The sequence below is a fragment of the Moraxella nasicaprae genome, assembly GCF_025643275.1.
Classification (GTDB): Bacteria; Pseudomonadota; Gammaproteobacteria; order Pseudomonadales; family Moraxellaceae; genus Moraxella; species Moraxella nasicaprae.
The window spans coordinates 264,300-277,518 of the sequence record NZ_CP089977.1 but is presented as its reverse complement, the minus strand read 5'-3'; the positions used below and the strand labels follow the sequence as shown (position 1 = coordinate 277,518).

The following is a 13,219-nucleotide window of genomic DNA, read 5'->3' as shown; positions in this document are numbered from 1 at the left end:
GTTTAATGCTTGCGATGCTCAATCAATGCTTGTTGTATTAGGCTTGATGTCGGTCAGTACCATTAAAATATCCATTTTCTATTGGTGAAAATGAGAATTATTGTACTATTTTCGTTTTTTTAACAAAAAATATCCTATTTTTTGCATAAAATTGCTATAATAGTGGGATTGAAATATTTATATCAATTGGGTTTTTTATGCCAACAATTCATTCTCATCATTTACGCAATCAGCGCGGGGCAATAGGTCAGATTTTGGCGTTGTTCTTATTGGCGTTGATTTTTGCTTCTTTGGTTGTGGCAGTCATTGGCTACAAGTTTGGTTATCGTCAAGGTGTGCATAGTGCAGACGAGAACAGACCAGCCGCTGTTAGTGCTGATACCAGTGCTTTGATTGAAGAAAACACCAAACTAAAACAAGACATTGCCACTGCCAATCAGGAGCGTGATGTCAGTATGTCTAATCTGGATAATTTGCGTACTCAGATTGAAGATTTAAAGACAACCAATTTGCAGCTTGAACAAGTCAATGAACTGTTAAAGTCATCGGTGGCAGAACAGGGTGGCGTGGCATTAAACATCATCGCATCAGAGATTATCTCTTTGCCACAAAATACTTTTGAGTATCGTTTTGATGTGGCGATGATTGATATTTCAGGACAAGCGGTCAAAATGATTCCAAAATTAACCCTGCTTAACTCAACCAACATGGTGGAGATTCCGCTTGAACCATCAAGCTACGACATCAAGGGCGTGGCAAATATTCGTGGTCGTTTCGTGATGCCAGAGGGTTTTGAACCTAAGCAGATGAAGTTGGAGCTGACTGCTGGCACGCAAAAAGTACAACAATTATACAACTGGCAAATCGGTAAAATCGTCTCTGATGCACCAACATCACTGTCCGAAATGCCGAATACCAGCAACCGCCCAATCGTCAAAAACGACAAATAATCTTTGGGTTTTGATGAGCTGTAAGTGTGTCTTGGGCATGCTTGCAGCTTTTTATTTTGATGAATGATGAGTCATGTTTTATATTCAATCAATTTTTTGTAATCAAACACAAGCAATGGCAGAGCATGATACCGACAGCGATGTGGCGGTGACAAGTCAAGTGCAGACACAGGTTCGCCGTCCGTCTATGTATGCGGTCGTGATGCACAACGATAATTACACCACGATGGAGTTTGTAATGTATGTGCTGATGGATATTTTTGAGCATAATACTGAGCAGGCTTACCAGCTGATGATGAAGGTGCATCAAACAGGCAGAGCGGTGGTGGCAACATTGCCATTTGAGATTGCTGAGATGAAGGTTGAGGAAGTAGATTTGCTTGCCGAAGAGGAAAATTATCCACTTTTAACCACCATCGAACCAGCATGATAAGCATTAAGGAATAAGTTGTGTTTAGTCCAGAGTTTTCAGCAATTCATCAATCTGCTCTTGACCATGCCCAAAGACTTGGGCATTCGCTCATGACCAGCGAACATTTGCTGTGGCATTTGCTTGATGATGACAAAGTATCTTTGGTGCTCAAAGAATGTCAGATTGAGCAAGAAAAAATCAAAGAGCATCTGACCAATTATTTTCAAGATTATCTCATCAGTAAAGAAAATGTTAATCCCAAACCAACCAAGAGTGTGCAGAGAATCATACAGCGGGCAATTTATCAAGTACAAGCAAGCCAAACCCAAAAATTAGTCGCACCCAGCGATGTGTTGGTGGCGATTTTCAAAGAATCTGATTGCTTTGCCAATCAGCTTTTGCAGGATTTGGGGCTGGATATCTTGATGCTGACCAAAACCATTTCTCAGCTAGATAGACAAGAGTTTACTGAGAAACTCACCCAAGATGATGTGGCACAAGAAACAAAAATCAATCCTTTGACCGCCTACACCACCAATCTTAACGAACAAGTCCAGCTTGGCAAGATTGACCCTTTGGTGGGGCGTGATGATGAGATTGAGCGAGCGATACAAATTTTATGCCGTCGTCGCAAAAACAATCCATTGTTTGTGGGTGATGCTGGTGTTGGTAAAACCGCCATTGTTGAAGGGCTGGCGTGGAAAATCGTTCATCAGCAAGTCCCAAGCCTGCTGGCACAGACCACGATTTATAGCTTAGATATTGGCTCTTTGGTGGCGGGGACTAAATTTCGTGGCGACTTTGAAAAAAGAATTAAAAATTTATTGGATATTCTAAAAAATAAGCCTGATGTCATTTTATTCATTGACGAGATTCATATGATGATTGGGGCAGGTGCGTCCAACGATGGTAATGTCGATGTTTCCAATCTGATTAAGCCTGCTTTATCTCGTGGCGAGTTGCGATGTATCGGTTCGACAACTTTTGTTGAATATCGACAGCTTTTTGAAAAGGATCACGCCTTATCCAGACGCTTCCAAAAAATCGATGTCAAAGAACCATCGGTGGCAGAGGCGATACAGATTTTGCAGGGTCTAAAAAAATATTATGAGAATTTTCATCAGGTTACTTACACCGATGAAGCGATAGAGACGGCAGTCAAGCTGTCAGTCAAGCATTTGCATGAGCGTTTTTTACCCGATAAAGCGATTGATGTGATTGATGAAGCAGGTGCTTATTTGCGTCTTAATCCCAAAGATGAGCAAATGGTGGATAGTACTTTGATTGAAACCATCATTGCCAAGATGGCTCGTATTCCACCATCAAGCATCGCCAGTGATGACAAACAACAGCTTGCCCAATTAGAACATCAGCTCAAACAAGTCATCTTTGGGCAAGATAGGGCGGTTGAGGTATTGAGCGACACCATCAAGCTATCCAAAGCAGGGCTTGGCAATCCCAATAAACCGATTGGCTCATTTTTGTTCACAGGTCCGACAGGTGTGGGCAAAACGGAGCTTGCCAAACAACTGGCGTTCATGCTTGGTGTGGAGTTTGTGCGTTTTGATATGTCAGAATACATGGAATCGCACACCGCATCACGACTCATTGGTGCTCCGCCAGGTTATGTCGGCTATGATCAAGGTGGCTTATTGACTGAAAAAATTCAGCAGTTTCCTCATTGCGTCTTGTTGCTTGATGAATTGGAAAAGGCTCACCCTGATGTTTTTAACCTGTTATTACAAGTGATGGATAACGGCATGCTCACCGATAATAATGGTCGTACGGTGTCGTTTCGTCAAGTCATACTCATCATGACCAGTAATGTTGGGGCGGATAGCATCAGCCGTCAATCAATGGGTTTTACCGAACAAAATCATCAGCACGACAATGGCGAAGCGATTAAACGCACCTTTACGCCAGAGTTTCGCAATCGGCTTGATGCGATGGTTAATTTTGAACCATTATCGCCCATGGTGATGGATTTTGTGGTGGATAAATTTGTCAGTGAATTACAAGAGATGCTGCTTGCCAAAAATGTCGTTTTGACGGTGGATAAAACAGCTCGTGAATATCTTGCCAAGCATGGCTATGACCGTTTGATGGGTGCTAGACCTATGGCAAGACTGATTCAAGATAAACTCAAAAAACCATTGGCATCTATGATACTGTTTGGCGAATTGGCTGACGGCGGTCAAGTGTCGGTGCTGCTTGATGAGGCGGGGGAAATATCATTTAAGGTCAGTTGATATATAAAAAAACCACCATGAGCGGTGGTTTTTTGTTTTATACTTTTTGCATTGTGAGGTGGGGATATAATCTAAGTTTGCTAATTCAAAGTTTGTCATATCATCATGGTTGTTTGCATAACATCTGATGGAGTTATCCTGCTGTTGATGATATGCCCAAAACTTCCCATTTTTGATGTGATAAAATAAATGAACTGTCGTATCTGTTTCATTTTTATCCCAAATCTGCACATAAAGAACTTTACTTTGCAAAATGACATCTTGTGACATTCTGGCTCTTTTGATGACGCCTGCTGTACTGGACGGTAATTTGTTTGTAATATTGCGTATGGCGGTGGTTTGAAATAAATTTTTTCCATTGATTTTATCGTAAGGCGAATCTTGATACAGCCATTGTTCAGGTTTGGGGTCACTTGCGTGAGCAGTTGTACCAAGCAATAGGGCGGTAAATAGCAATGTAGTGGCAAATAAATGACGCATTGTCCAATCCTTGTCAATTTTCATTCATTGGGTTGTCAGTATAGTATAACAGATAAAGGGAGTGAGTGTTAAGCATTAAAAATTAAAAAACCCATCAACTCATTGATGGATTTTTTGGGTTTGTTCAATCAGTTTTGTGGTAATTTTTGCAAGGCTGCAATGCGGTCATCTAGTGTTGGGTGACTGCGAAACAGGCTGGCAATACTAAATCCTTGTGATTGACCTGATGAGATGGCAAAGGCTCTCATGCCTTCTGGCATGGTATCAGGGCGGCTTTCGGCAGGGCGTAAAGCGTTCAAAGCACTAATCATTTTATCACGGCTGGCAAGTTTTGCCCCCATTTCATCAGCACGAAACTCACGACGGCGAGAGAACCACATTACGATGGCAGAAGCCAGCATGCCCAGCAAAATATCCATCACGATGCTGGTCACAAAATAACCAATGCCAGGAGCATCGTCTTCATTACGAAATATTGTACGATCAACAAAGTTACCAATGATGCGTGCAAAGAACATCACAAAGGCATTGACCACACCCTGAATTAGTGCCAAAGTTACCATATCGCCATTGGCGACATGACCAATCTCATGAGCCAGTACCGCTTCTACTTCATCAGCGGTCATGGTGTGTAGCAGTCCTGTTGAGACAGCAACCAATGAGTTGTTTTTATTCCAGCCTGTGGCAAAGGCATTTGGCTGAGGATTGTCAAAAATACCAACTTCTGGCATGCCGATATTAACCGCACGGGCTTGTTTGGCAACGGTATCAACCAGCCATTGTTCGGTGGCATTGCGTGGCGTTTCAATCACAACAGTACCTGTGGATTTCTTTGCCAACCATTTTGACATGAACAATGAAATCAGCGAGCCAACCATGCCCCAGACAAAGCACATCACAATCAGACTGGCGTAGTTAAGACCACCACCTGCATGAACACTGCCTAAACCAAAAACTGACGATAACACAGCAAAAGCGATGCTACATACAATAATTACAGCTAGGTTGGTCAGTAGAAATAAACCAATTCGCATCATAGATAGGGATTCCTTTTAAAAAAACCGACCAAGCGGTTTGGTCTTGGCGGGTAGGTAATACGAAGAATGTGTCTATTATTTTTGGGCGATTTGTCAAAATAAAAGGCAAAACCAATCAGAAATGACCAATTTTGCCCATATTTTCACAAAAAATTAACAAAGTCTAAATGATGGACATTAAGGGTTGCTCGAAATAAACACTCGACCATCAGTGTAATTCACGCTTGGGTTTTGTGGTGCGGCAAAATTAACCCCTGATGAACTGATGACCTTGCTGGTTTGGGTAACGGTCGTACCACCAACTGGTGTGTTCATCGCCAGATTTGAATAACGACCTGAGCCAGAATACAGGCTGGCATCTAGGCTATAAATGTTATTATAGCGGTCATTGACTTTTTGGACATAGTTGCGAGTTTCACGAAATGGTGGAATACCGCCATACTTGCGTACATTGCCAGGGCCTGCGTTATAGGCAGCAATCACATGATTTTGGTTGCTAAACTGGCGTTGTAAAAATGCTAAATATTTGGTGCCACCATCAATATTTTGAGCAGGATCGTACACATCCCAGACGCCCATTTCACGAGCGGTGGCAGGCATCAGTTGCATTAGACCTGCTGCACCAACACGAGATCTGGCATAAGGGTCAAAGGTTGATTCGGTGTGAATGATGGCTTTGATTAACGCAGGGTCAACGCCATGACGAGCTGCGGCGTCACGAATGAGATGGTCGTAGCTGTCTCTGCTGGCACTGCCACTATATGATGAATAGTTGGAGTAGTTTTCTGTTGAGTAAGAGCTAAATGCTGATGAGCTATAATTGGTCTGATTGTTATTGGCGTTATAAAAAGTCCCACTTTTGGCATAAGTTGTGCTTTGGGTGGTTTGGGTGAACTTCTCGCTACCTTGGGTGCTTGGCTGGACGGTCACAGTGACACCGCCTGCTGGCATGATGGTGGTTTTTACTTCGGCAAAAGCCTGAGCGGTCAGTGTCATTGCCAAGATGCTTAGCGAGAACTTTGTGGTTAAATTTTTCATAATTTCATTAAAAACTTAGTGAAAGTTGCAGGCATTCTATAACATTCAATGCCAGAAAACCAGTAAAAATCCCTTTGGCTACAAAAAGCTACAATTGGGAAAGATAAGCATAAGCTAATAAATGGAGATATGATGGCAGATTTCAAGTAGGAAATCTGCGAATTTGTGAAAAAATAAAGCTATTTTTTATGGCTTTTTCTGATAAATCAATCGATGCTGGCAATATTTTGTTGTTTTTTGTGCAAATTGATGAAGCGTCTGCCATCAAATAAAGCATCAACCTACAAAATCAATTCCAGCACCGCCTTTGAACCCACAAAACCGATGGCAAGTAAGATAAAACCATAAATGGTGAAATTTGCCGCACGCTTACCACGCCAGCCATGCAGATAATGCCCTGCAATCAAAATGCCAAACACAACCCAACTTGCCAAGCTAAAAAACATTTTATGGGCGATGTGCTGGTCTAAGATGTCATAGGTTGCCACAAATCCAAAACCAAGTGCAATGCTTAAAATGACAAAGCCCATCAAAATCATATCAAACAGCAGACCTTCCATACTTTGCAAGGCAGGCAGACGACTGACCCAAAAGCGATGAATGGTTTGGTGTTTTAGTTCTTTGATTTGTAATTTTAGGATAAAACCCTGCACGGCTGCCATCAATAAAACGCAGTAAGCGGCAAACGATAACAAAATGTGAAGCTGCAAGCCGATATTAAGGCTGGCAATCGGTTGGTAACTTGCCTTGCCAAAATAACCTGTGCTAACACCAGCCAGTGCGATGGGTACTGCCAAAATCCCTAAACTTAAAATGGGGCGATACAATCCAAATAGCACATAAAAAATCACAAAAAACAGACTGGTTAGGCTCAATGTGTTAAACAGGTTGAAGTTTAAGCCATGTAAAGTCATTATTTGTGGATATAGTAGATAACCGTGCAAGCACACACCGAGTATCAAGAAACCCAGTAACCCAAACTTATTTGGGGTAGTTTTTTGCAGTAGTGTATGTGTCAGATACACACTGCTGGTGGAATAGATGATGGTGGTCATCAAAAAAACAATCAGCACACAAACCTCTTTTATTGCCATCAAGCTCATCAGCACACATTTGGGTGATTAAGTTAATGGGCATGGTGCAATGTTAATGGAAATGCTTGCTAATTTATCATAGATTTGAACTGATGAATAGTCAAAATACAAGATAAATATGAATAATTAACAAAAGCAAGGCTGATGAATCAATCACAAACGGTCAATATACATCATTGATTAGAGCGCACCGTAGGCGAGCTTGAAGATGAGCTGTCTTATAATGAACTCATCGAATGGCAAGCCTACGACCGCCTAGACCCCTTCGGCGGCTTTCGTCAGGACATTCAGACCGCCCATCTATTGTATGCCAAGCTGGGTAATGACGGGGTGTCCATCAGCGACTTTTTGCCCATTGACCCAAACCCCATGACCGATGAAATGCGTGAAGAGTACGAACGGCATAAGGCACAAGTGCAAGCCCAAAAAGATGCCGAAGCTCTGATGGCGATGTTTGCCAAGCATCAGGCAAAGCAAGTGTAAATTTACCAACAGTCCATAAAACAGGCAAAAACACCCGCTTGTTTTATGACTCTGATTGGTTGTTTAGAGCTTGCTTTTTGGCGTTGGCTTCAACCAAAGCTATGTCCAAAAGATGAATGATGGCAGTATTTAAAGACATACTTTGCTCTTCTGCATATTTGGCAACCACTTGATAAAGGCTGTTGGGCAGGCGTACTTGTGAGCGTTTCCAAGTGTCTTGATTTTGAAGTAGTTCGGTGGTATTCAAATATGACATAAAATAGTACCTTTTTTAAGATTGATTATTGACATATATTCTAATGTCATTTTGAATATATGTCAATGACAGAATTTATTGTGTCAGAAACGAAAAGACCTTGCCAACTTCCGAGAATGAACAAGCAGCAGGCAGCTTAATGCCTTTTGCTGAACGACGCAAGCAAGTTTTGGCATTCCTTGATAAGCACCGTGCCAAAAAACAGTATTATTTGCATTAGGCATTTGCTTGCCCTTGCTTGAATTTTAGGATAACTTAGTATGGTACAGACAATCTTTGCTGATGGGATTTGCTATGTTTGGTATCAAGATATTGCATTCTGATGATTTTGTGCTTTATGGCGGGGCTTCAACTGGTCGTTTCTTTGCCATGACCGATAAAGAAACAAACAAAAGCCAAGTATATAATTTATCCACCCAAGTAAAAAAATTTGAACTGGTTGATACTGACAAAGTAAAAACCTTGGCAAATTCAGTTCAAAATGGTGCATTAAGCATGACTGTGGGAGCAATGCTGTTTGGTGCAGGTGTCTTTCCTGCACTTGCGGCATTGTGGTTTGGCAGCAAATTACCAAACCACACCAAAGATGTTTATGTTACTCATATTGAATTTACTGATGGCAAATCTGCTGTTGTGCAGCTTGATAAGAAAAAATATCAGCAGTTTTTAAAATACATTTCTTAAATCACAACATGATTTACAAAACCCACCTTTATCGGTGGGTTTTTTATTACCCAAAGGAAATATGATGGCATTAGCAATTAACATTGTTGAGTAGTATCAAGCAGAGCGACAAGCTGAACTTGATGCGTGTATGGCACGGCTGATTGCAGGGCTTGGAGCGAAGGATTGAATAATACTTGTTTTTGGATTTGTTTAATTTTATAATCAAAATGGAATGAATAAGCAATGCAAATAGCATTAAATGGTTATGATAACAGTCTTTGAGTCCAATGATTTTGACAAGAATATGCCCATGATTGTACGGAATAATCACCTACCTCCTGCACTGATTTTTCCGAAAAAGCGTGGGCTGTTTTCAGGAAATGCAGAAATTATCCTTAATCAGCCAGGAACAACGCTACATCTACTTGATAAAACAGAAACCGCTCAATCGCTACTTGGGGGCATTCATCAGGTCGGAACCGTTGTAGCGACTGGGGTTGCTTTAACTGGATCGGTTGGATTGGGGCTGAGTACATTGGCACTTGGGTTGCTCACAGCACCAGATGATAAAACCTACCACTATCTTGCATTAAAAGCAGGAGATGGGAGGCAGGCGATTCTAAGAGCTGATACATCGGGTTTAAAAAAATTACAACCCTTTATCACAGCCTAACCAAACTCATTGACCAAACCCGCCCTCATCGGTGGGTTTTTTATTACCCAAAGGAAATATGATGGCATTAGCAATTAACATCGTACTGGGGGCAAATACGGTTAATTTTAGCCGTAATATCATTAAGGATTAGCCAAGGCAATCCATCAAATCAAATTAAGATAAATTTTTAAGGCATAAAAAATGAATGGTAAGCAAGATAAGATGATAAAGGCTTGATTTTTTGGGATAATGTTCTTCATTCGTTGCAAATGGCTTTAATCAATGCTAGACTTACGCACAATAAGAATGGCTTGATGATATCATGGTGGATATTGCATAGATTTTTGCCAATATTGGTAACGATATTGATGATTGGAGCTTTGAGTTGATGGGTGTATTTGATGCCAGTTAGCTACATTCATTGCCATCATTGATTATGATTAAATTTTAACGGAACGCTTATGTTTGATACTCTAACCGAACGACTTTCTGGCAGTCTGCGTAATATTGCAGGCACAGGTCAACTGACCGAAGACAACATCAAAGACACACTGCGTGAAGTGCGTATGGCACTATTGGAGGCGGATGTTGCCTTGCCTGTGGCTCGGGATTTTGTTGCCAAAGTCAAAGAACAGGCTTTGGGTCAAGAGGTGCTAAAAGAGCTGGCACCAGGTCAAGCCTTTGTTAAAATCGTCTATGACGAATTGTCAGAAATGATGGGTGCTGCCAATCAGTCGCTGGAAATGACAGGCAAGCCACCCATGGTGTATTTATTGGCTGGTCTGCAAGGTGCTGGTAAAACCACAACCGCAGGTAAACTTGCCAAATTTTTGCAAGAAAAACATAACAAAAAAGTCATGCTGGTTTCTGCCGATGTGTACCGTCCAGCAGCGATTAAGCAGCTTGAACAGGTGGCAATGCAGGTTAAGGCAAGTTTTGTGCCATCAAGCCCTGACGAAAAGCCGTTAGACATCGCCCATCGTGCGATTAACGAGGCTAAATTACAATACCAAGATATTTTAATCATCGATACCGCAGGTCGTTTGCACATTGATGATGAGATGATGGACGAAATCAAATCGCTTGCTGCCGCTGTCAATCCTGTGGAAACTTTGTTTGTGGTTGATAGTATGACAGGTCAAGACGCTGCCAATACCGCCAAAGCCTTTAATGATGCTTTGCCTTTGACAGGCGTGATTTTGACCAAAACCGATGGCGATGCACGAGGTGGTGCTGCCTTATCAGTACGAGCCATTACAGGCAAACCCATCAAATTTTTGGGTCGTGGCGAAAAATTAGAAGCGTTGGAGCTGTTCCACCCAGAGCGTATCGCTCAGCGTATTTTGGGCATGGGCGATGTGTTGTCGCTGGTTGAAGAGGTTGAGGCAAAAATCGACCGTGAGCAAGCCGAACGCATGGCGAAAAAAATCCAAAAGGGTGGGGAGTTTGACCTTGAAGATTTGCTCAACCAATTCCAACAAATGAAAAATTTGGGTGGCATGGCTGGATTTTTGGATAAAATGCCAGGCTTAGGCGGTGCTGATATCCAAAAAGCGATGGAAGAGGCAAAGCCTGAGGAAAAGGTTAAGGAAATGGAAGCCTTAATCCATTCGATGACGCCTTTTGAACGCCAAAATCCTGATAAAATCACACCAAGCCGTAAACGCCGTATTGCCGCAGGTTCAGGTAAACAAATCCAAGATGTGAACCGCCTGCTCAAACAGCACAAGCAGATGGCTCGCATGATGAAGATGATTAGTCGTCCCGAGGGTCTGGGCAAAATGATGAAAGCAGTACAAGGTCTGACTCGTGGCATGGCGTCAGGTCCTTTGTTTGGCGGTAAGGGTGGTCAAGATGCTGCACCAGACATGGCTCAAATGAGGCAGTCCATGCAAGATTTAGGGCTAAATCCCAACGAAATGCCCAGCATGGAAGAAATGCAGAAAAAAATGCAAGAGCTGGGCAGTCAGTTACCTCCAAACTTTAAAAAGCGTTTTTGATGGCGTATCTGGTACAACACCCAAGACACCATTGGGTGTTGTTGTATTTTAGTATATTGATTTTAAAGTAATGATTTAAAAAAGGCGTGGCGTGTGGCAATATTATTGGCATTAGATACTGTTTTTGAACAATGCTCGGTGGCACTGTTAAATAATGATGGTGTGATTGGCGAAACAACGATTTTGGGCAATCGTGGACAAACCGAAACCATATTGCCAATCATTGATAATCTGCTCAGCCAGCATCAGATGACGCTTGATGATGTTGATGTGCTTGCCTTTAATCGAGGGCCGGGAGCATTTAGCGGTATTCGTATCAATACGGCGGTGGTGCAGGCTTTATCGTTCGCCCTTGATTTGCCTTGTGTGAGGGTATCAAGTCTAAAAACGCTTGCCAATACCTTTGTTATGCAAAATAGCATTTCTGATAATGCTGTGATTGCCAGTTGTATTGACGCTCGCCAAAATGAAGTTTATGCCTGTTTTTATCAAATTGAAAATGATAAATTAACCCAAATTGGCGATGAAGCCTTATTGCCTTATGATAATGAAATAAAGGCTGATTTTATTATCGGTAATGGCGGTCAATTTATCAAAACAGACGGTCAGTTAATTGACTTAAATCCGACTGCTTGTGATATTGGCAAAATGGCGTATGCAGAATATTTAACCAATGGCGGTGTTACTGCCCAAAATGCCTTACCTGTCTATTTACGCCATAATGCTTGGAAAACTTTGGCAGAGCAGGGGAAAAGCAAATGATTAAATTATTTCTTGGAATTTCAATGCTTGTTTTAATGATTGTTGGTGTTTATCTTGAATTAAAATGGGGTGGAGAATTTTGGCGAGAAGTTGATGATTATCCTGAAATTAGCGATGATGTTTGGGAGGAAGCCAAAGAATTTTTTAAAAACATTCAAGAAAAAGAAAATTTAAATCAATCGTAAGGTGCCTATTACGCACCTTACCAATGAACCGTAGGGGCGAATTGTAATTCGCCCAAATATTAAAAACCCTATCAAATTTTTAATTAAAACACATTAAGGTCATTTAACTTGGACATTTTATTATTTATCAAAGCCTTTATTATGGGCGTTGTTGAGGGCATTACCGAGTTTTTGCCGATTTCTAGTACGGGCTATTTGATTTTGTCGGCAGATTTGATGAACTTTTGGACAAAAGAAAAAGCGGCTTTGTTTATTGTCGTCATTCAAATGGGGGCAATGCTTGCAGTAGTGTATGATTATTGGGGCAGACTTTGGAATGCCTTAATGGGTTTATTAACAGGTAAGGCACAAGGATTAGAAAAACCCCGTCAATTAGGATTATCGCTCATCATTGCTACTTTGCCTGTCATGGTCATTGGTTTGTTATTTGAAGATTTTATTACCGAAAAATTATTTCACCCTGTGGTGGTGGCAATTATGCTGATTGTCGGTGCGGTGCTTATTATTTATGCCGAAAAAACAAAACGCCCCATTATCGCTCAAACCGCCGAACAAATCGATTTTAAAACCGCCATTAAAATCGGTTTGGCACAATGCCTTGCCCTAATCCCCGGCACTTCTCGTTCTGGAGCGACCATTATTGGGGCGTTATTATTTGGCACTTCTCGCACGGCTGGCACGGAGTTTTCATTCTTTTTGGGCATTCCTGTGATTATGGGGGCGGCATTACTTGGGCTTATTAAACACAAAGAGGCAATGCAAACAGCGAATGATTGGGCGATATTGGGTGTCGGTTTTATGACTTCGTTTATCATTGCGTTAATTTGCATTCGCTTTATGGTAGCGTGGGTTAGTAAAAAAGACTTTATGATTTTTGCTTATTTAAGAATTGTTACAGGGATTATTGTTTTAATTGCTTTTTTTGGTTTTGGTTATGCCATAGAGGGTTAAT

15 protein-coding genes are annotated in these 13,219 nt (G+C 41.5%); 10 read left to right on the top strand and 5 right to left on the bottom strand.

Annotated elements, in window-relative coordinates:
* Nucleotides 1–197: 197 nt before the first annotated feature.
* From LU297_RS01205 to clpA, 3 genes are all read left to right on the top strand, one after another.
* Nucleotides 198–950 carry a hypothetical protein gene (locus LU297_RS01205; protein WP_263076603.1) on the top strand — a complete coding sequence of 251 codons (753 nt, stop codon included), beginning with the start codon at nucleotides 198–200 and terminating at the stop codon, nucleotides 948–950.
* A gap of 73 nt (nucleotides 951–1,023) precedes the next feature.
* Entirely contained in the window at nucleotides 1,024–1,380 is a 357-nt protein-coding gene (locus tag LU297_RS01200; RefSeq protein WP_263076602.1) for an ATP-dependent Clp protease adaptor ClpS, read from the top strand.
* 20 nt (nucleotides 1,381–1,400) lie between these two features.
* Complete coding sequence (clpA, locus tag LU297_RS01195; protein WP_263076601.1) at nucleotides 1,401–3,611, top strand: ATP-dependent Clp protease ATP-binding subunit ClpA; 2,211 nt, start codon at nucleotides 1,401–1,403, stop codon at nucleotides 3,609–3,611.
* Here clpA and LU297_RS01190 read toward each other — a convergent pair.
* The 4 genes from LU297_RS01190 to LU297_RS01175 form a co-directional block, all read right to left on the bottom strand.
* Nucleotides 3,594–4,091, bottom strand: a complete 498-nt coding sequence (locus tag LU297_RS01190) for a hypothetical protein (protein ID WP_263076600.1) — start codon at nucleotides 4,089–4,091, stop codon at nucleotides 3,594–3,596. The genes clpA and LU297_RS01190 overlap by 18 nt on opposite strands.
* A gap of 128 nt (nucleotides 4,092–4,219) precedes the next feature.
* Nucleotides 4,220–5,128 carry a protease HtpX gene (gene htpX / locus LU297_RS01185; protein ID WP_263076599.1) on the bottom strand — a complete coding sequence of 303 codons (909 nt, stop codon included), beginning with the start codon at nucleotides 5,126–5,128 and terminating at the stop codon, nucleotides 4,220–4,222.
* Between the two features lie 177 nt (nucleotides 5,129–5,305).
* On the bottom strand, nucleotides 5,306–6,166 hold the full coding sequence (locus tag LU297_RS10025; RefSeq protein ID WP_285894529.1) for a lytic transglycosylase domain-containing protein: 861 nt from the start codon (nucleotides 6,164–6,166) through the stop codon (nucleotides 5,306–5,308).
* Nucleotides 6,167–6,447: 281 nt separating this feature from the next.
* Complete coding sequence (locus LU297_RS01175) at nucleotides 6,448–7,239, bottom strand: cytochrome C assembly family protein (protein WP_263076597.1); 792 nt, start codon at nucleotides 7,237–7,239, stop codon at nucleotides 6,448–6,450.
* A 234-nt stretch (nucleotides 7,240–7,473) separates the two neighbouring features.
* Between LU297_RS01175 and LU297_RS01170 the strand changes: the two genes are divergently transcribed.
* On the top strand, nucleotides 7,474–7,743 hold the full coding sequence (locus LU297_RS01170) for a phage tail assembly protein T (RefSeq protein ID WP_349773724.1): 270 nt from the start codon (nucleotides 7,474–7,476) through the stop codon (nucleotides 7,741–7,743).
* Between the two features lie 43 nt (nucleotides 7,744–7,786).
* Here LU297_RS01170 and LU297_RS01165 read toward each other — a convergent pair whose 3' ends face one another.
* The gene (locus LU297_RS01165; protein WP_263076596.1) at nucleotides 7,787–7,999 is read right to left on the bottom strand and encodes a hypothetical protein; all 213 of its coding nucleotides are present in this window, start codon (nucleotides 7,997–7,999) and stop codon (nucleotides 7,787–7,789) included.
* Between the two features lie 294 nt (nucleotides 8,000–8,293).
* Between LU297_RS01165 and LU297_RS01160 the strand changes: the two genes are divergently transcribed.
* From LU297_RS01160 to LU297_RS01135, 6 genes are all read left to right on the top strand, one after another.
* A complete protein-coding gene (locus LU297_RS01160) occupies nucleotides 8,294–8,683 on the top strand; it encodes a hypothetical protein (RefSeq protein WP_263076595.1) in 390 nt (129 codons plus the stop codon).
* A 247-nt stretch (nucleotides 8,684–8,930) separates the two neighbouring features.
* Complete coding sequence (locus tag LU297_RS01155) at nucleotides 8,931–9,338, top strand: hypothetical protein (protein ID WP_263076594.1); 408 nt, start codon at nucleotides 8,931–8,933, stop codon at nucleotides 9,336–9,338.
* Between the two features lie 443 nt (nucleotides 9,339–9,781).
* Complete coding sequence (ffh, locus tag LU297_RS01150; protein ID WP_263076593.1) at nucleotides 9,782–11,320, top strand: signal recognition particle protein; 1,539 nt, start codon at nucleotides 9,782–9,784, stop codon at nucleotides 11,318–11,320.
* Nucleotides 11,321–11,413: 93 nt separating this feature from the next.
* The gene (gene tsaB, locus LU297_RS01145; protein WP_263076592.1) at nucleotides 11,414–12,082 is read left to right on the top strand and encodes a tRNA (adenosine(37)-N6)-threonylcarbamoyltransferase complex dimerization subunit type 1 TsaB; all 669 of its coding nucleotides are present in this window, start codon (nucleotides 11,414–11,416) and stop codon (nucleotides 12,080–12,082) included.
* Nucleotides 12,079–12,267, top strand: a complete 189-nt coding sequence (locus LU297_RS01140) for a hypothetical protein (RefSeq protein ID WP_263076591.1) — start codon at nucleotides 12,079–12,081, stop codon at nucleotides 12,265–12,267. The genes tsaB and LU297_RS01140 overlap by 4 nt, the downstream gene beginning before the upstream one ends.
* A 108-nt stretch (nucleotides 12,268–12,375) precedes the next feature.
* Complete coding sequence (locus LU297_RS01135; protein ID WP_263076590.1) at nucleotides 12,376–13,218, top strand: undecaprenyl-diphosphate phosphatase; 843 nt, start codon at nucleotides 12,376–12,378, stop codon at nucleotides 13,216–13,218.
* Nucleotide 13,219: the final 1 nt, after the last annotated feature.